Genomic DNA, 16,476 nt, shown 5'->3' with positions numbered 1-16,476 from the left:
GACGGGTACCTCTTCTCGCTGTCGGGCCCGATCTACGCGGGCACCAACGAGATCCAGCGCAATATCATCGCCGAGCGGCTGCTCGGTCTACCGAGAGGGAGCAGCCGATGAGGTTCGCGCTCAGCCCCGAACAGCTCGACTTCGCAGGCAGCGTGCGCAAGCTGCTCGACAGCGGCCGAGCTGCCGCTGCGGTGCGCGCGTGGTCGGCCGGCGACCGCGCGCCCGGCCGCGCGCTGATCGGTCAGCTCGCCGAACAGGGCGTGCTCGGTCTGGCTATCGGCGAGGACAACGACGGGGCGGGCGCTGAGCCGATCGACCTGGTCGTCGCCTTCGTCGAACTCGGCCGCGCCGCCGCCGCAGGCCCGCTCACCGAGAGCGCCGCCGCCGTTCCCGCCCTGCTACAGGCACTTCCGGACGACGAGCCCGCGCGGCGGTGGCTGCCCGGCATCGCCGCGGGGTCGACGCTGGCGACCGTCGCGTTCGCCGAGCCCGGCGGCCGGGCCGTCGCGGTGGACGCCGACGAGGCCGATGTGGTCCTGCTCGTCTCCGGCGACACGCTCTCGGTGGCAACGCCGGGCACACAGATCCGCTCGATCGACCCGGCCCGCAGGCTGTTCACCGTCGAGGCGGGCGAGGTCGTGGCAGCGGGCGAACAGGTGCGCGCGGCGGGAGCGCGCGCGTTCGACGCCGGTGTCCTCGCCTCCTCGGCACAGCAGTTGGGCGCGGGCCGGGCGCTGCTGCACGCGGCCACCGAATACGCCAAGCAGCGCAAGCAGTTCGGCAAGCCGATCGGCGAGTTCCAGGCGGTCAAACAGAAGCTGGCCGACGTCCTCATCGGCCTCGACCTGGCCGAACCACTGCTGCACCGCGCCGCCCTGACCTTCGACGAGCCGACGCGTTCCCGCGACGTCTCCGCCGCGGCCGTGGCCTGCGACGAGGCCGCCCATGCCGCAGCCCGCGCGGCCCTGCAGGTGCACGGCGCGATCGGGTACACCGCCGAATACGACCTGTCGCTGTGGCTCACCAGGGTCACGGCGCTGCGCTCGGCCTGGGGCACCGCCGCCGCGCACCGCGCCCGCATCGCCGAAGCGCTGCGCCGGGAACGGGGCATCGCATGAGCCTCGACGAGACCGAACGCAAGGAGTTCGCCGACTCGGTGCGCGCGCTGCTGGCCAAGCACGCCAAACCCGAATCGGTGCGCGCGGCCATGGACACCGCTCTCGGCTACGACCCGGCCCTGTGGCGGCTGCTGTGCGAGCAGATCGGCGTGGCGGCGCTGGCGATCCCGGAAGAGTACGGCGGCGTCGGCGCGAGCCTGGTCGAATCCTCGCTCGTGCTGGGCGAACTCGGCCGCACCCTGGCCGGGGTCCCGATGCTCGGTTCGGCCGTGCTCGGCGTGCAGGCCCTGCTGCTCTCCGGCGACGCCGAGGCCTGCGAACGGCTGCTGCCCGAGGTCGCCGAGGGATCGCGCACTCTGGCGGTGTGCTGGGCCGGGCCCCGTGGCTGGGACGAGCCGGGCGTGCGCGCCGACGGCGACACCCTCGACGGCACCGCCCATTACGTGCTCGACGCGACCGGCGCGAACACCCTCGTGGTGATCACCGCGACCGGCTGGTTCGAAGTCGACGCCGATGCCGAGGGCGTCGCCCGGCGCGCGGTCCCCACCCTCGATCCGACCCGCAAGCTCTCCGAGGTCGGCTTCGCCTCGGTGGCGGGCCGCCGCCTCGGCTCCGGAGATCCCGCGGAACTCGCCGGTAGGCTGCGCGAGATCGCCTGGGCCGCAATTGCCGCCGAGCAGGTGGGCGCGGCCCGGCGCTGCCTGGAGACCACCGTCGAATACACCAAGTCGCGCGTGCAGTTCGGCCGGGTGATCGGCAGTTTCCAGGCGCTCAAGCACCGCATGGCCGATATGTACGTGCTGGTGGAGTCGGCGGAGTCGGTCTCGCGGCTGGCGACCGAATCGGTGGCGACCGGCGCCGCCTCGGCCGCCGAGGACGTCTGGGTGGCGCGCACCCACTGCTCGCAGGCCTTCACCGAGGTGGTCGCCGAGACCGTCCAGCTGCACGGCGGCATCGCCATCACCTGGGAACACGACGCGCACCTGTTCTTCAAGCGCGCGCACGGCGACGCCCAGCTCTTCGGCACGGCACGGCGGCCCATACCGGCCTGACCTGCGTAGATCCACCCCGGCGCGCCACGAACTCGCGGATCGCCGGGGTTTCGCGCGTTCGGAGGCGGCCACACACACTTGAAACTCGTTAGCAAAGGTAATAAGATTGTGGTCCGGCGGGCACGACCCCGACCGTCCCGGACTCGTACGACGAGGTGCGTGTCAGCGATTTCGCCCACGATCACGAGCCGAACCGGCACGGCAACGGCGCCACCCGGCGAGCTCGTTCCTCGACGTCATCGCCATCGAGACTTCTGTTCCCGCCGACTGCGGCGGTCGTCGCCGACTCGTCCAGGTCCGACGCGAAACGGCTCTCTCGCTCCCCGGGCCCGCGATGCGGTGACGGCCGCCCCCGCTTCTCCACGGACGACTCAGCTCGCCCGAGACATCCTGACCGAGCTGCCGGCGGCGCCCTATCGAACTCCCGCACCGGCCCGATCGTCGAGGAACCGACACCGATGAGCATCACAGCGCAGACGCCGACCGCGGCGCCGGAATCGACCAAGCAACCCAAAGCGGTCTGGGCGGTGGCCTTCGCCAGCGTCATCGCCTTCATGGGCATCGGCCTGGTCGATCCCATCCTCAAGCCGATCGGCGAGCAGCTGGATGCCACACCCTCACAGGTGTCGCTGCTGTTCACCAGCTACATGGCGGTCACCGGCGTCGCGATGCTCGTCACCGGCGCGGTATCCAGCCGCTTCGGCGCCAAGAAGACCCTGCTGAGCGGTCTGGCCATCATCGTGGCGTTCGCCGCGCTCGCGGGCACGTCGAACTCGATCGCGCAGATCGTCGGCTTCCGCGCCGGCTGGGGCCTGGGCAACGCGCTGTTCATCGCCACCGCGCTGGCCACCATCGTCGGCGCGGCCAGCGGCGGCGTCGCCAAGGCGATCATCCTCTACGAGGCCGCGCTCGGCATCGGCATCGCGGCGGGCCCGCTGCTCGGCGGCGTGCTCGGCGACATCAGCTGGCGCGGACCGTTCTTCGGCGTCGCCGCGCTGATGGCGATCTCGTTCATCGCCCTGGTCGTCCTGCTGCCCGAGGTGCCCAAGCCCGCACACCCCAGCTCGCTGGCGGCACCCTTCCGAGCACTGCGCTATCGCGGCCTGCTGATCGTCAGCATCACCGCGTTGCTCTACAACTTCGGCTTCTTCACCCTGCTCGCCTACACCCCGTTCCCGCTGGACATGGGCAGCTACGCGATCGGATTCATCTTCTTCGGCTGGGGCGTGCTGCTGGCGCTCGCCTCGGTGTTCGTCGCCCCGCGCCTGCAGCGCCGGTTCGGCACCCTGCCGATGATGGCCGCCGCGCTCACCCTGTTCGCCCTCGACCTGGCGATGATGGCGGTCTTCGCCGAGAACAAGACCGTGCTGATCATCGGCGTGGTGCTGGCGGGCGCCTTCCTCGGCGTGAACAACACCCTCATCACCGAGGCCGTCATGATGTCGGCTCCCGTGGAGCGCTCCACCGCGTCGGCCGCCTACAGCTTCGTCCGCTTCGCCGGCGGCGCCGTCGCGCCCTGGCTGGCGGGCAAGCTCGGCGAGCACATGGTGTCGCTGCCGTTCTGGGTCGGGGCGGCCTGCACCGTCGCGGGCGTTCTCGTCCTGCTGCTCGGCCGCGGCGCCCTGGCCCACATCGACGACCACCGGCCCGCACCACACTCGGTGACCGAGGCCGCGGCGATCTCCCTGGGCGACAACTGATTCCCCGTCCCGGCGAGGACTGATCGTCTTCTCCGGACGGCTGATCCCCAGCCACCCCGCGGCGGCCGGTCCCCCTCAGCTCCCGCCGCGGCCTAGAGTCGGACGATGACCGATCACCGCCCGGCCCCGGCCGCCGCTCTCGATTTGCGCCCGCACCCCGAGGGCGGCTGGTATCGCGAGACCTGGCGCAGCCCGGTGGAATTCACCCCGCCCGGCTACCCCGGCGCCCGCGCCGCCGCCACCGCGATCCTGTTTCTGCTCATGCCCGGGGAACGCTCCGCCCCACACACCGTCCGGTCGGACGAGCTGTGGTTCTGGCACGAGGGCGGCCCGCTGCTGCTCGCGATCGGCGACGAACAGGTGGTGCTCGGCCCCGACATCGCCGTCGGACAACAGCTCCAGGCGGTCGTGCCCGGCGGCGTCAGCCAGGCGGCCCAGCCCCTGGCCGACCAGCACGTCCTGGTCAGTTGCGTCGTCTCACCTGGATTCGACTTCGCCGACTTCCGGCTCGACTGAGCGCACCCCTGCTTCACGGCGTGAATTCCACCGTCAGCCACTCACTACCGCTGCGACGTAGTCACACCGCGATCGAGGCCGGGTTCGGTTGGTGGCGGTAGTGACCGGGAGCCAGACCGTACGCGCGCTTGAAGGCTTTGGCGAAGGCGAATTCGGAGGTGTAGCCGACCTTTCGGGCGATGGACTGCAGGGGTGCGTCGGTCTCACGGAGCAGCCGGGCGGCGGTGAGCAGGCGCCAGCGGGTGACGTAGGCGAGCGGGGGTTCAGCGATGGTGGCGGTGAAGCGGCGGGCCAGAGTGGCTCGGGAGACGCCCGCGATGTCGGCGAGGTCGGCCACGGTCCATGGGCGGGCCGGGTCCTCGTGCACGGCACGCAGGGCCGCGGCGACGGCGGGATCGGCGAAGGCGGCCGCCCAACCGGTGGGACGGGCTCCCGCCTGTTCGTCGAACCACGCACGCAGGAGGAACAGCAGCATGATCTCGAGCAGGTTGGGTATCGCGGCGTCGCCGCCCTGGCGGGGTTCGGCGAGCTCGGCCGCGAGCAGGTCGACCACGCCGCGCAGGGCCGGGTGATAGCAGGGGCGCGCGGTCAGGTGGATGAACTCGGGTAGTTCGTCGAGCAGCGGATGCGAGCGCTGCCTACCGAGTTCGTATGCGCCGCAGAGTATTTCGGTGCGCTCGCCGGGACCGGGGAGTTCGCGTGGCTCGCCGGGGCGCGCGATTTCGGTGATCGGCGTGCCGGGACTGTCGACCAGATCGTGATCGGCCCCGCGCGGCATGAACACCACGTCACCGGCACCGAGCGCCAACGGCTCACCTCCGGGCGGCACGAGCCGGCAGGATCCGCGCAACACGACGTGGAACGCCGCACCGGGCACGATCGGGTAGTGGCGGCCCCACGGCGCGTGCCGGACGAAAAGACCGGAGGCCGGAGTACCGCTGCGGATGGCGGCGACGGTTTCGCTCAGGAGGTCCACACATAGACGATACGCGCGCCGGATGAGCGTCTGAGACATGAAGGAGAGCTTTTGAGCCATTCATACGCTCGACCGATCGCCATAGATTTCTGTTCATGACCACGCAGACCAGTTCCCCCGTCATCGCCGTCTACGGCGCCACCGGCCACACCGGCGGCTACCAACTCGCCGAACTCCGCCGCCGCGGGCTCACCCCGGTCCTGGTGGGCCGCGATGCCCAACGACTGCGCGCCGCCGCGGCCGCCGCCGAACTGCCGGATGCCGAGATCCGCGTCGCCGAACTCACCGATCACACCGCGCTGGTGGCCGCGTTCTCCGGCGTGGACGCGGTGATCAGCAGCTTGTCCGCCTACGTTCGCAACGGCGAACCGGTGCTGGCGGCCGCCATCGAGGTGGGCGCGCATTACACCGATCTGTCCGGCGAGCAGTTGTTCGTGAAGAAGGTCTTCGACGACTACGCCGCGGCGGCGGAAACGGCAGGGGTGACGGTGATCTCGGGCGTCACCGACAACAACGTCGCCGGCGACCTGCTCGCCCATCTGGCCGCGCGCCGGGTGAGCGGCCCCGCCGAGATCGTCATCAGCCACCTGAGCAGGAGCCGCGGCAACGGCTCGAAGGGCAGCGCGCGAACCGTTCTCGCCGGGCTCGACTGGTTCCGCAGCGGCGGTTGGCATTTCGCCGACGGGGAACTGCGGACCGGCCCCACCGCGCGGCATCCGGAGATCACTTTCCCCGGCGACACCGCGCCCACCGCCGTCGCGAAATTCCCCCAGCCGCCGGTGCTCACCGTCCCCCGGCACACCGAAGTCGCCTCGGTCGAAGGGGTGCTGGCCGCCGACATCCTCGACGCGCTCGGCTCGTTCACCCCTGAGCTCGTCGAACAGCTCCCGGATCAGCCGAGCACGGATCTGCGCTACGCGGTCGTCGTGGACGCGCACAGCGCCGACGGGCGGGTGGCGCGCGGCATCGCCGAAGGCGTCGATTCCTACCGCGATTCGGCCCTGCTCGCGGTCGAGGTCGCCACCAGGCTCGCCGCGGGCACGACGAAACCCGGTGCGCTCGCGCCGGCCGAGGCCTTCGAGCCCACCGAGTTCCTGGATTCGATCGCACGCTTCGGCATCACCTGGCGCATCGAGCAATCCTGACCCGCAGCGCCTACTCCGGAACCTCGATCACGCCCTCCTCGACCGCCCATCTGATGGTCTTCTCCAGCTGGGCGCAGCCGTCGGGGCGGCCGGGGCGGGCCCCGGATTCGGCCAGGCGGGCGAAGACCGGGCAGTGGGTCTGCGGCGGCTCGGTCCACTGGACCGAGGTCTGGTGCGCGCTGTATTTGCGCACCAGCACCCGGGAACCACACCCCTGGCACCGCAGGGGTGTCATCCCGTCGTCGAGATAGCGCTGCTTGTCCAGCGCGGTCTGGGCCTGCACCGCCGCCCGCCGCGCGGGCTGATCGGCGAAGTCCGGCGCCTTGGCCCAGCTCGCGGTCATCAGACGCCGGCCTCGGCTTCGGACTTCTGCGCCTCGGCGGCCGCTTCGGCCTCGCGCTTGCGGCGCAGGTTCTCGGCCACCTCGGCCTCCCACGCCTCGTTCGCCTTGGTGGTGTCCACCTCGAACTCGAAACGCTGGGTCATCTTCTCGGTCACCTCGGCGGCGTCCACGTAGAACTGCTCGTACCACCGGCGCAGCTGGTAGACCGGGCCGTCCTCCTCGCACAGCAGCGGATTCTCGACCTTGGACTTGTGCTTCCAGATCTCGACGTCCTGCAGGAAGCCGGTGCCGAAGAACTCGGTCATCGTCTGGGCGAGCCTGGTCGCGGTCTCCTCGTCCAGGCCCTTGGGCTTCTCCACCGACAGGCCGTACTGCAGGACGAAGGAGTCCTGGGTGACCGGATAGTGGCAGTTGATGAGCACGACCTTGATCTCGTAACCGCCGTAGATATTGGTCAGCGGATTGATCATGTAGGACGGGCCGAAATACGATGCCTCGGATTTCAGCAGCGTCTCGCCGCCGTATTTGGCCGCCACCCCCACATCCGGGCGACCCTTGGTCTCCAGGAATTGGGTGGCCACATGCCCTTCGAAGACGTTCTTGAAATACGTCGGGTAGGCGAAGTGGATGTAGAAGAAATGGGCCATGTCGACCACATTGTCGATGATCTCGCGGCAGTTGGCGCCCTCGATCTCGATCCGGTTCCAGGTCCACTCGGTCCAGTTGCCGTCCAGGCCGTCGGTGGGCGTGCCGTCGGCGCTCGCGTACGGCCCCTCGATGAAGGGGATGGTCACCTCCTCCGGCGGCGGGTTGCCCTCGTGGTCGTGCCAGACGAACAGCTGACCGTTGCGCTCGAGGGTGGTCCACTTGCGGGTGCGGGCCAGCGGCGGCACACGGCGCGCGTAGGGAATCGAGGTGCACTTGCCGCTCTCCCCCGACCAGCGCCAGTCGTGGAACGGGCAGGCGATCTCGTCGCCCTTGACCTCACCCATGCTCAGATCGCCGCCCATGTGCCTGCAGTAGGCGTCGAGCACACGCAGCTCACCGGCACTGTCGGCCCAGACCACGAGCTTGGTGCCGAAGGCCTTCACCGAGTGCGGCTTGCCGTCGCGGAAGTCCTTGGCCAGCCCGAGGCAGTGCCAACCACGCGCGTACCGGGTGGGCACGGTCCCCACATCGAGCTCTCTGACCTTGGCTCCACCGCGCGCACCGGCGCCACCCGGCCCGTTGCTCGGGGTAACTCCCATCGCGATTCCTCCTCCTTCGGTACTAGAACACGTTACAAAAATGTCGTCTTCCACGCCAGTGATCGGCGGTAGTTGGTACCGAAGGTCATTGGTGTACCTGCAAAGAGTCACACTTCTCGACATAAATAAGAACCTGTTCTAGTCTCAGAGACAAATGAGTACCGGTTACCAATCCGACCAGGCAGGAGCAGGTCCGAGATGACGCAAGAAGTGACCGAACGGGTCGAAGCGCTGTTGCCGACACTGCGCGAGCGCGCGCAGGAGGCAGAGGACCTGCGGCGCATCCCCGACGAGAGCATCAAGTCACTACAGGAGACCGGCTTCTTCCGCCTGCTGCAGCCCAAGCAGTGGGGCGGTTACGCCGCCGACCCCGTCGTCTTCTACGACACCGTCCGCAAGCTCGCCTCGGCCTGCGGCTCCACCGGCTGGGTGGCCGGCATCATCGGCGTGCACAACTGGCACCTGGCGCTGTTCGACCAGCAGGCCCAGGAAGAGGTGTGGGGCGAGGACACCGAGGTCCGCATCTCCTCCTCCTACGCCCCGATGGGCATCGGCACCGCGGTCGAGGGCGGCTACCTCGTCAAGGGCTCGTGGGCCTGGTCCTCGGGTTCGGATCACGCGACCTGGGTGGTCGTGGGCGGCCCGGTCATCAAGGACGGCAAGCCGGTCGACTTCGGCAGCTTCCTGATCCCGCGCACCGACTACCGCATCGACGACGTCTGGAACGTGGTGGGCCTGCGCGGCACCGGCTCCAACACCGTCGTCGTCGACGAGGTCTTCGTGCCCAGGCACCGCTTCCTGAGCTTCCGCACCATGAACGAGCTGGCCTCGCCCGGCCTGGAGCGCAACACCGATCCGGTGTACAAGATGCCGTGGGGCACCATTCATCCCACCACCATCTCCGCCCCGATCGTCGGCATGGCCTACGGCGCCTACGCCGCGCACGTCGAGCACCAGGGCAAGCGCGTGCGCGCCGCGTTCGCCGGCGAGAAGGCCAAGGACGACCCGTTCACCAAGGTTCGCGTCGCGGAGGCCTCCAGCGATATCGACGCCGCCTGGCGCCAGCTGTCGGGCAATGTCGCCGACGAATACGCCCTGCTCGTGGCGGGCGAGGAGGTGCCGCTGGACCTGCGGGTGCGGGCCCGGCGCGACCAGGTCCGCGCGACCGGGCGGGCCATCTCCTCCATCGACAAGCTGTTCGAGGCCTCCGGCGCGACCGCGCTCACCAACGGCACTCCGCTGCAGCGCTTCTGGCGCGACGCGCACGCGGGGCGGGTGCACGCCGCCAACGATCCCGAGCGCGCCTATGTCATGTACGGCACCCACGAATTCGGCCTGCCGATCACCGACGGGATGGTGTGATGACCTCGACCGACACCGCGACCTCGACCGACACCGGAGCGATCACCTTCGAATCGACCTCCCGGTTCGCCCAGGTCCGTCCCGACCTGAAACTGCACTACCACGAGGCGGGCGTGGGCAACGGCCCCACGATCGTGCTGCTGCACGGCGGCGGCCCGGGCGCCTCGTCCTGGTCGAACTTCGCCCGCAACATCCCGGTGCTGGCGCAGAACTTCCACGTGCTCGCGGTGGACCAGCCCGGCTTCGGGCAGTCCGACAAGCCCGTCGACCATCCGCAGTACTTCGCGCACTCGGCCTCGGCGCTGAAGGATCTGCTCGACACCCTGGGCGTCACCGAACGCGTGCACCTGCTGGGCAATTCGCTCGGCGGCGGCGCGGCGACCCGCTTCGCGCTGGACTACCCCGACCGCGCGGGCAAGCTGGTGCTGATGGGCCCCGGCGGCCTGAGCATGAACGCCTACGCGCCGGACCCGACCGAGGGCGTGAAGCTGCTCTCGCGCTTCAACTTCCAGCCGACCCGGGAGAACCTCGAGGCGTTCCTGCGCATCATGGTCTTCGACCAGAAGCTGATCACCGACGAGCTGATCGACGAGCGCTTCGCTTCGGCGCAGACCCCCGAGGCGCTGGCCGCGACCCGCGCGATGGGCAAGTCCTTCGCCGGGCCGGATTTCGAACTCGGCATGCTCTGGCGCGACGCCTACAAGCTGCGCCAGCCGGTGCTGTTGATCTGGGGCCGCGAGGACCGGGTCAACCCGCTCGACGGCGCCATCGTGGCCACCAAGATGATCCCGCGCGTGCAGCTGCACGTCTTCGGCGGCTGCGGACACTGGGCGCAACTGGAGAAGTTCCACGAATTCAACCGGCTCACCACGGATTTCCTGTCCGGTGTGGGCAAGGAGGGATGAGTCATGGGTATCCGTTCCCTCGGCTACCTGCGCATCCAGGCCACCGACATGGCGGCCTGGCGTGATTACGGCCTGAAGGTGCTCGGCATGGTGGAGGGCAAGGGCAGCGATCCCGAATCCCTCTACCTGCGGATGGACGAGTTCCCCGCCCGCCTGGTGATCGTGCCCGGCGAGTCCGACCGGCTGCTCGTCTCCGGCTGGGAGACGGCGAATGCGGCAGAGCTGCAGGACATCCGCGATCGTCTCGATCGCGCGGGCGTGGCCTACAAGGAGGGCACCGACGCGGAGAAGGCCGATCGCCGCGTCTATGAGCTGATCCGCTTCGAGGACCCGTCCGGCAACACGCTCGAGGCGTTCCACGGCGTGGCGCTGGAACACCGCCGCGTGGTGAGCCCCTACGGGCACCGGTTCGTCACCGAGGAACAGGGCTTGGGCCACGTGGTGCTCAGCACCTCCGACGACCAGGCCGCCCTCGAGTTCTACCGCGACGTGCTCGGCTTCCGCCTGCGCGACTCCATGCGGCTGCCACCGCAGATGATGGGCCGCCCCGCCGACGGCGAACCGGCCTGGCTGCGCTTCTTCGGCTGCAACCCGCGCCATCATTCGCTGGCGTTCCTGCCGATGCCCACCCCCAGCGGCATTGTCCACCTGATGATCGAGGTGGAGAACGCCGACGACGTCGGTCTGGCGCTGGACCGCGCGCTGCGCAAGAAGGTCAAGATGTCGGCCACCCTGGGCAGGCACGTCAACGACAAGATGCTCTCGTTCTACATGAAGACGCCGGGTGGTTTCGACGTCGAATTCGGTTGCGAGGGCTTGGAAGTCGAGGACGACGACTGGATCGCGCGGGAGTCCACCGCGGTCAGCCTGTGGGGCCACGACTTCTCGGTGGGCATGCGCCCGGAGTAATACCGCTTCGGACAGGACGGCGAATCACGATGGAGACGACAGTGACCACCGACGGGCATCCGGTGATCGATCCCAAACAGTTCCGTACCGTGCTCGGGCAGTTCTGCACCGGCATCACCGTCATCACCACCTTCGGTGACGGCCCCGACGGAGCGAGCGCAACCCCGATCGGCTTCGCCTGCCAGTCGTTCGCCGCCCTGTCCCTCGACCCGCCGCTGGTGCTGTTCTGCCCCACCAAAGGCTCGCGCTCCTGGGCGGCGATCGAGAAGTCCGGACGCTTCTGCGTCAATATCCTGGCCGAGGCGCAGCAGCCGGTCTGCGCGCGCTTCGGCTCCCGGGAAGAGGACAAGTTCGCCGGCGTGCCCTGGCGCACCACCGAACTGGGCCTGCCCGCCCTCGACGACGCGCTGGCCACCATCGAATGCCGGGTGGACAGCGTCGTCGACGGCGGCGACCACTACATCGTCATCGGCCGCGTGCTGTCGCTGTCGGAAACCACCGACTCCGGCCGCCCGCTGCTGTTCTACCGCGGCCAGTACACCGCGATCGAGCCCGAGAAGACCACGCCCGCCCCCTGGCGCGCGGATCTCGAGCACTTCCTCACCACCACCACGCTGGACACCTGGTTGTAAGCCCGGCTCGAGACTCAGTCCGCCGTCCCGGGCGGGACGACCCACCGCACGGCTTGGCCGGTGATGGCAGCGATCATGTCGTAGTCACCGTCGTAGTGCAGCACGGTCGCGCGGTGGCGCTCTGCGACGGCGGCGATGAGGAGATCCGACGTGGAGACGGCCCGCCAGTTGCCACGTCCGATCAACAGCCCTTGAACCTCGGCGGCACGATCCCATGCCTCGTCGGGAGTGGGTAGCCAGTCGAAACCGCGCAGCTCATCGCGAATCCGCAACGCATCCGATTTCGAGCGCGCCGCCCGAAGGACTTCCAACTCCACCGCCCCACAGACTGCGAGGAGCCCAGCAGTTTGCAGCGGTCCGATCACAGCCCGAACGCCGGATTTCGGATAGCGGGCCAATGCGGACGTGTCGATCAAGTATCTGATCGACACGTTCAGGCCGCACCCTGATCGGCCGAGGACTCGACTTCACCGGTGAGGTCGGGCAACCCGCCCGCGGCGATCCAATCCAGGAACGATTGCCTCTTACGGCGTTTGATCGCGTCTTCGAGCGCGGCGTTGACAGTCGCGACCTTCGTTGTCGTACCGAAGATCTCGGCCGCCTCGGCAAGCATCGCATCGTCCACATCGATAACGGTTCGCGCCATCGCGACCACCTCCTCGCCCAAGCATAGGACCGCGATATCAAAAGATCCAGATCTTGATATCAAGCATGCCTACCGCACATCGGCGGAAGGTGTGTAGTCTATAAGTACAAACTTATTCAAGGAGGTCGACATGGCTTTGCTGACAGATCCGACCGCCGCGGCCGGACTCGTCACCAGGGAGATCCGGACCGGCACGCGCGATGGGGACTCCACCCGTATCGCGGTGGCCCGCAGGACCTATCCCACCGGGCAGGAGGATCTGTGGGAGGCGCTGACCGACGCGCAGCGTCTGCCGCGCTGGTTCCTGCCGATCAGCGGTGATCTGCAGGTAGGCGGGCAATACCAGCTCGAGGGCAATGCGGGTGGCACGGTCGAGGAGTGCGAGAAGCCGCAGCGGTTCGCGGTCACCTGGGAGTTCGGCGGGAACGTGTCCTGGCTGACGGTGACGCTCACGCCGGAGGGCGCGGGGACACGGCTCGAGCTGGTGCACGAGGCGCCGGTCGACCCGCAGATGTGGGATCAGTTCGGACCGGGCGCGGTCGGTGTCGGCTGGGATCTGGCGCTACTGGGGCTGGGCATGCACATCGAGACCGGCGAGCCCGTCGACCCGGAGGTGGCCATGAGCCTGCACACCACCCCCGAGGGCCTGACCTTCATCCGCACCGCCGCCGAGGCCTGGGCCGATGCGGCGATCGCCGACGGCGACGATCCCACGACCGCGCACACCGCCGCCGAACAGACCATCGTCTTCTACACCACCGAGCCCGAGGCGGGCGCCGAGTCCTGATGGCGGTTGCACCGGCGAAGATCTTCGAGGCGCTCGGCGACCCCCTGCGCCGCCACATCCTCACCCTGCTCGCGAGCGGCGAACGCCCCGCGGGCGAGTTGGTGGCGGCGGTCCAGGAACTGGCCTCGATTTCCCAGCCCGGCGTCTCCCAGCACCTCAAAGTGCTGCGCGACGCCGGGTTGGTCACCGTGCGCGCCGAGGGCACCCGCCGCCTCTACGCCCTCGACGCCACCGGCCTCGAGACGGCCCGCACCTGGCTCACCGCCCTGCTCGACCCGCTGCACGGCTTCGGCCAGCCGCTCGACGCCCTCGCCACCGAGGTCGCCCGAGGCAAACGTGCCCGCCGCACCCGGCCGGAATCCGTCGGCGAGTCGCCGCGCGAGGCCCGCGGAGCCTGAGACCGGTCAGGCGGTGGACCCCGGCGGAGCGATCCACTGCGTCGGCTGCCCGGTCACTTCCCGGACGGTCTCGAAGTCGCGGTCGTAGTGCAGAACGGTGAGGCCGTGCGCCTCCGCGGTCGCAGCGATCAACAGGTCCGATACTCCCGCACTGCGATGCTTCCCCTTTTCGGTGAGCATCTGCTGCACCTGATGTGCCCTGGTCCACGCATTGTCCGGCGCGCTCACCCAGCCGAAGAGCTCGCCCGGCCCTCCCGCGACGGTCGAGATTGCGGCGACCGCGCCGAAGCGATTCGGCGTGCCCGCGACCGGACTCTGAGCCCCGGGTCCTACCTCAGCCGAGGAAGCGGATGGTGGAGAAGATCTCGCGGGCCTGGTCCGGGGTCACCTCGCCGGGAACGCCGCGGTCGGTGGCGATGGTCAGGACCAGGGTGGGGTTGTCGGCACCGGCGAAGGCGAAGGTGTACACGGAGAACTCCGTCGCGCAGCCGGCCGGGTCGGGGATCTGGTTGCCCGAGATCTCGACCATCCGGCCGGGCAGGCCGCTGCTGGTGGTCAGGGGGGCGGGCGCCGTCGCGCGGCGATCCCAGCCGGAGCTGTCGTAACCGAGTTCGGCTGCGCTCGTGCCGTATTCGGTCGCGGCGGCGGCCTGATCGGCTTCCTGCGAGCGGCTGACATAGGTGAGCGCACGGGTATTCGCACCGCAATAGTCCTTGCCGGCGGTCGCCGTCCCGGTGCCGGAGATCCGGCCGCCGTCACCCTCGAAACCGCGAATGACGCTGGGGGCGTCGATCTCCCAGTCCGCGGGCACGTCGTAGGCGATGCCGCGCGACTCGACCGCCACGCCCTGGAACCCGGGCAGGACCGCGGCGGTGGCGGCCGCGGAGCGCGTGGGGGCCGAGCCGCTGTCTATCGAAATCGTCCCCGGCGGCGCCGTCGTCGTGGCGCTCGCGGACACGGTCGGCAGCGGATCCTGGTCGGCGGCGGTGGCTCTGTCGGCGGCGGTGAGTCTGCCGAAGACACTTCCCAAGGTGTCGCCGAAGACGAAGACCGCGACCAGGATCAGCATCGCGACGAAGATCAGTGCTCGCACCAGGTACTCCGCGCTGGGGCTCGTGTAGCCCAGAGGACTCACTTTTCCGGGCCGTGCGAATTCGTGCTGTCGCTGCCCGGCCGCCCCGAAGCCGGAGGCACCCGGACCTGCCTGACCGTAGCCCGACACTGCTGGGCCGACCGGACCGGAGTTCGCCGGCCCCGGACCGACCTGGCCGTCACCGGGCGGCACCGGCCCCCACCGCACCGTATCGGCGGGTCCGGCACCGGCGCCGGGCTCCGCGCCCAGCGGCCGATGGCCGGACACAGGCGCCTCGTCGACACCGTCCCGGCCGACGTGCTCGAGCGGCGGGAATTCGTAGGCCCCGCCGCCGGATTCGTACGGCTGCTCCCCGCCGTTGTGCTCATGCGCCATGATTCCCCCGCTCCCCCGTGCCATCGCTCGCCTCTCCGGCGACCGGACGAGACGGTGCCGGCCGATGGCGAACCGCCGTCTTCGTCACCCCGAGTATCGCCGATCGGGCGCGCCCGGCGGGATCCGGCCATCGCGGTCGTCCGGCCGGTGGGTGAACGGCATGCCGTGTGGCACGGCGTCCTTCGGCCGGACAGCACGCGACCCGAGCCGTCCGGAGAAGACGACCCGGGTCGCGTACGAAAGCAGGCTAGGACACGCCCGTGGTCTGCTGCTCCCGCTGCAGTTCCAGCGCGATGTCGATGAGCTGATCCTCCTGCCCGCCGACCAGCTTGCGCTGCCCGGCCCGGACCAGCATCTCCGCGGCCGAGACCCCGTAGCGCTCGGCTTGGCGCTCCGCGTGCTTGAGGAAGCTGGAGTACACCCCGGCGTAGCCCATCATCAGCGCCTGCCGGTCGAGCAGGCATTCCTGCGGCATGGCCGGGCGCACCACGTCCTCGGCGGCGTCGGCGATGGCGAAGAAGTCGATGCCGGTCCTGATGCCGAGCTTGTCGCACACCCCTACCAGCGCCTCGACGGGGGTGTTGCCCGCGCCCGCGCCGAAACGCCGTGCGCTGCCGTCGATCTGCTTCGCGCCCGCCCGGATCGCGTAGATCGAGTTGGCCACGGCCAGATCGAGGTTCTCGTGACCGTGGAAACCGACCTGCGCGTCCTCGCCGAGTTCGGCGACCAGGGCGGCCACGCGGTCGGAGACCTGCTCGAGCACCAGCGCGCCCGCCGAGTCGACGATGTAGACGCACTGGCACCCGGCGTCGGCCATGATGCGCGCCTGCTTCGCGAGCACCTCCGGCGGCTGGGTGTGCGACATCATCAGGAAGCCGACGGTCTCCAGGCCCAGTTCGCGGGCCAGGCCGAAGTGCTGGATCGACACATCCGCTTCGGTGCAGTGGGTGGCGATGCGGCAGATCGAGGCGCCGTTGTCCTGGGAGATCTTGATGTCCTCCTTGACGCCGACGCCGGGCAGCATGAGCACCGCGATCTTCGCCCGCCGGGCCGTCTCGGCGGCGATCTTCACCAGTTCCTGCTCCGGGGTCTTGGAGAACCCGTAGTTGAACGAGGAACCGCCGAGTCCGTCACCGTGGGTGACCTCGATGACCGGCACGCCGGCGCCGTCGAGCGCGGCGACGATATCGCGCACCTCGGTGGCGGTGAACTGGTGGCGCTTGTGGTGCGAGCCGTCGCGCAGCGAGGTGTCGGTGACGCGGATGTCGAGAT

At 69.5% G+C, this 16,476-nt stretch carries 20 protein-coding genes; 12 read left to right on the top strand and 8 right to left on the bottom strand.

The window, feature by feature from the left end; genetic code table 11:
• The 5 genes from ON26_RS33085 to ON26_RS02155 form a co-directional block, all read left to right on the top strand.
• Positions 1-111, top strand: a 111-nt coding sequence (locus ON26_RS33085; RefSeq protein WP_157171758.1) for an acyl-CoA dehydrogenase family protein, incomplete at its 5' end; no start/stop codon positions are given.
• Positions 108-1,118, top strand: coding sequence for an acyl-CoA dehydrogenase family protein (locus tag ON26_RS02170; RefSeq protein ID WP_040794245.1), 1,011 nt, complete (start codon positions 108-110; stop codon positions 1,116-1,118). The genes ON26_RS33085 and ON26_RS02170, both read left to right, overlap by 4 nt.
• Positions 1,115-2,170, top strand: a complete 1,056-nt coding sequence (locus tag ON26_RS02165) for an acyl-CoA dehydrogenase family protein (RefSeq protein ID WP_040794244.1) — start codon at positions 1,115-1,117, stop codon at positions 2,168-2,170. The genes ON26_RS02170 and ON26_RS02165 overlap by 4 nt, the downstream gene beginning before the upstream one ends.
• Before the next feature lie 458 nt (positions 2,171-2,628).
• On the top strand, positions 2,629-3,870 hold the full coding sequence (locus ON26_RS02160) for an MFS transporter (protein ID WP_040794243.1): 1,242 nt from the start codon (positions 2,629-2,631) through the stop codon (positions 3,868-3,870).
• A 105-nt stretch (positions 3,871-3,975) separates the two neighbouring features.
• Positions 3,976-4,386: a cupin domain-containing protein gene (locus ON26_RS02155; RefSeq protein ID WP_040794242.1), complete on the top strand. Its 411-nt coding sequence runs from the start codon at positions 3,976-3,978 to the stop codon at positions 4,384-4,386.
• Positions 4,387-4,447: 61 nt separating this feature from the next.
• Here the strand turns inward: ON26_RS02155 and ON26_RS02150 are convergent, their stop codons facing one another.
• Positions 4,448-5,362, bottom strand: coding sequence for an AraC family transcriptional regulator (locus ON26_RS02150; protein WP_040794241.1), 915 nt, complete (start codon positions 5,360-5,362; stop codon positions 4,448-4,450).
• 95 nt (positions 5,363-5,457) lie between these two features.
• On the opposite strand from ON26_RS02150, the gene ON26_RS02145 reads away from it, so the two are divergent.
• Complete coding sequence (locus ON26_RS02145; protein WP_040794240.1) at positions 5,458-6,507, top strand: saccharopine dehydrogenase NADP-binding domain-containing protein; 1,050 nt, start codon at positions 5,458-5,460, stop codon at positions 6,505-6,507.
• 10 nt (positions 6,508-6,517) lie between these two features.
• Here ON26_RS02145 and ON26_RS02140 read toward each other — a convergent pair whose 3' ends face one another.
• On the bottom strand, positions 6,518-6,850 hold the full coding sequence (locus ON26_RS02140) for a hypothetical protein (protein ID WP_040794239.1): 333 nt from the start codon (positions 6,848-6,850) through the stop codon (positions 6,518-6,520).
• A complete protein-coding gene (locus ON26_RS02135) occupies positions 6,850-8,097 on the bottom strand; it encodes a 3-ketosteroid-9-alpha-monooxygenase, oxygenase component (protein ID WP_051026539.1) in 1,248 nt (415 codons plus the stop codon). The genes ON26_RS02140 and ON26_RS02135 overlap by 1 nt, the downstream gene beginning before the upstream one ends.
• Positions 8,098-8,295: 198 nt before the next feature.
• Here ON26_RS02135 and hsaA point away from each other — a divergent pair, with 198 nt between their 5' ends.
• Genes hsaA through hsaB form a run of 4 tightly spaced genes read left to right on the top strand, consistent with a single transcriptional unit; the run spans position 8,296 to position 11,905 of the window.
• Positions 8,296-9,459 carry a 3-hydroxy-9,10-secoandrosta-1,3,5(10)-triene-9,17-dione monooxygenase oxygenase subunit gene (hsaA, locus tag ON26_RS02130; RefSeq protein ID WP_040794237.1) on the top strand — a complete coding sequence of 388 codons (1,164 nt, stop codon included), beginning with the start codon at positions 8,296-8,298 and terminating at the stop codon, positions 9,457-9,459.
• Entirely contained in the window at positions 9,459-10,364 is a 906-nt protein-coding gene (gene hsaD, locus ON26_RS02125) for a 4,5:9,10-diseco-3-hydroxy-5,9,17-trioxoandrosta-1(10),2-diene-4-oate hydrolase (RefSeq protein ID WP_040794236.1), read from the top strand. The genes hsaA and hsaD overlap by 1 nt, the downstream gene beginning before the upstream one ends.
• A gap of 3 nt (positions 10,365-10,367) precedes the next feature.
• Entirely contained in the window at positions 10,368-11,273 is a 906-nt protein-coding gene (hsaC, locus tag ON26_RS02120) for an iron-dependent extradiol dioxygenase HsaC (protein ID WP_040794235.1), read from the top strand.
• A gap of 29 nt (positions 11,274-11,302) precedes the next feature.
• The gene (gene hsaB, locus ON26_RS02115; RefSeq protein WP_051026537.1) at positions 11,303-11,905 is read left to right on the top strand and encodes a 3-hydroxy-9,10-secoandrosta-1,3,5(10)-triene-9,17-dione monooxygenase reductase subunit; all 603 of its coding nucleotides are present in this window, start codon (positions 11,303-11,305) and stop codon (positions 11,903-11,905) included.
• A gap of 14 nt (positions 11,906-11,919) precedes the next feature.
• Here hsaB and ON26_RS02110 read toward each other — a convergent pair whose 3' ends face one another.
• Both ON26_RS02110 and ON26_RS02105 read right to left on the bottom strand, forming a co-directional pair.
• Positions 11,920-12,321 (bottom strand): PIN domain nuclease, encoded by a 402-nt coding sequence (locus tag ON26_RS02110; protein WP_245545689.1) that lies wholly within the window; start codon positions 12,319-12,321, stop codon positions 11,920-11,922.
• A gap of 17 nt (positions 12,322-12,338) precedes the next feature.
• Positions 12,339-12,551 carry a type II toxin-antitoxin system VapB family antitoxin gene (locus tag ON26_RS02105; RefSeq protein WP_040794247.1) on the bottom strand — a complete coding sequence of 71 codons (213 nt, stop codon included), beginning with the start codon at positions 12,549-12,551 and terminating at the stop codon, positions 12,339-12,341.
• Between the two features lie 130 nt (positions 12,552-12,681).
• Between ON26_RS02105 and ON26_RS02100 the strand changes: the two genes are divergently transcribed.
• Both ON26_RS02100 and ON26_RS02095 read left to right on the top strand, forming a co-directional pair.
• The gene (locus tag ON26_RS02100) at positions 12,682-13,338 is read left to right on the top strand and encodes an SRPBCC family protein (protein ID WP_040794233.1); all 657 of its coding nucleotides are present in this window, start codon (positions 12,682-12,684) and stop codon (positions 13,336-13,338) included.
• Entirely contained in the window at positions 13,338-13,736 is a 399-nt protein-coding gene (locus ON26_RS02095; RefSeq protein ID WP_040794232.1) for an ArsR/SmtB family transcription factor, read from the top strand. The genes ON26_RS02100 and ON26_RS02095 overlap by 1 nt, the downstream gene beginning before the upstream one ends.
• Positions 13,737-13,742: 6 nt before the next feature.
• Here ON26_RS02095 and ON26_RS02090 read toward each other — a convergent pair whose 3' ends face one another.
• The 3 genes from ON26_RS02090 to dmpG form a co-directional block, all read right to left on the bottom strand.
• Complete coding sequence (locus tag ON26_RS02090; protein WP_157171757.1) at positions 13,743-13,916, bottom strand: PIN domain-containing protein; 174 nt, start codon at positions 13,914-13,916, stop codon at positions 13,743-13,745.
• Between the two features lie 154 nt (positions 13,917-14,070).
• Positions 14,071-15,204: a DUF8017 domain-containing protein gene (locus tag ON26_RS02085; RefSeq protein WP_040794231.1), complete on the bottom strand. Its 1,134-nt coding sequence runs from the start codon at positions 15,202-15,204 to the stop codon at positions 14,071-14,073.
• Between the two features lie 247 nt (positions 15,205-15,451).
• Complete coding sequence (dmpG, locus tag ON26_RS02080; RefSeq protein WP_051026541.1) at positions 15,452-16,468, bottom strand: 4-hydroxy-2-oxovalerate aldolase; 1,017 nt, start codon at positions 16,466-16,468, stop codon at positions 15,452-15,454.
• Positions 16,469-16,476 lie beyond the last annotated feature (8 nt).

The organism is Nocardia higoensis NBRC 100133 (assembly GCF_000308595.1).
GTDB lineage: Bacteria > Actinomycetota > Actinomycetes > Mycobacteriales > Mycobacteriaceae > Nocardia > Nocardia higoensis.
Note: the sequence above shows the minus strand (reverse complement) of the source record. Positions and strands in the feature narration are given on the sequence as shown.

Bases quoted from the DNA above. Each gene is read 5' to 3' on its own strand.
- ON26_RS02085 (WP_040794231.1), bottom strand. From the start codon at position 15,204: ATGGCGCATGAGCACAACGGCGGGGAGCAGCCGTACGAATCCGGCGGC.
- ON26_RS02105 (WP_040794247.1), bottom strand. From the start codon at position 12,551: ATGGCGCGAACCGTTATCGATGTGGACGATGCGATGCTTGCCGAGGCG.
- ON26_RS02145 (WP_040794240.1), top strand. From the start codon at position 5,458: ATGACCACGCAGACCAGTTCCCCCGTCATCGCCGTCTACGGCGCCACC.
- ON26_RS02165 (WP_040794244.1), top strand. From the start codon at position 1,115: ATGAGCCTCGACGAGACCGAACGCAAGGAGTTCGCCGACTCGGTGCGC.
- ON26_RS02095 (WP_040794232.1), top strand. From the start codon at position 13,338: ATGGCGGTTGCACCGGCGAAGATCTTCGAGGCGCTCGGCGACCCCCTG.
- ON26_RS02090 (WP_157171757.1), bottom strand. From the start codon at position 13,916: ATGCTCACCGAAAAGGGGAAGCATCGCAGTGCGGGAGTATCGGACCTG.
- ON26_RS02170 (WP_040794245.1), top strand. From the start codon at position 108: ATGAGGTTCGCGCTCAGCCCCGAACAGCTCGACTTCGCAGGCAGCGTG.
- hsaB (WP_051026537.1), top strand. From the start codon at position 11,303: ATGGAGACGACAGTGACCACCGACGGGCATCCGGTGATCGATCCCAAA.
- hsaC (WP_040794235.1), top strand. From the start codon at position 10,368: ATGGGTATCCGTTCCCTCGGCTACCTGCGCATCCAGGCCACCGACATG.
- hsaA (WP_040794237.1), top strand. From the start codon at position 8,296: ATGACGCAAGAAGTGACCGAACGGGTCGAAGCGCTGTTGCCGACACTG.
- ON26_RS02160 (WP_040794243.1), top strand. From the start codon at position 2,629: ATGAGCATCACAGCGCAGACGCCGACCGCGGCGCCGGAATCGACCAAG.
- ON26_RS02135 (WP_051026539.1), bottom strand. From the start codon at position 8,097: ATGGGAGTTACCCCGAGCAACGGGCCGGGTGGCGCCGGTGCGCGCGGT.
- ON26_RS02140 (WP_040794239.1), bottom strand. From the start codon at position 6,850: ATGACCGCGAGCTGGGCCAAGGCGCCGGACTTCGCCGATCAGCCCGCG.
- ON26_RS02155 (WP_040794242.1), top strand. From the start codon at position 3,976: ATGACCGATCACCGCCCGGCCCCGGCCGCCGCTCTCGATTTGCGCCCG.
- ON26_RS02100 (WP_040794233.1), top strand. From the start codon at position 12,682: ATGGCTTTGCTGACAGATCCGACCGCCGCGGCCGGACTCGTCACCAGG.
- hsaD (WP_040794236.1), top strand. From the start codon at position 9,459: ATGACCTCGACCGACACCGCGACCTCGACCGACACCGGAGCGATCACC.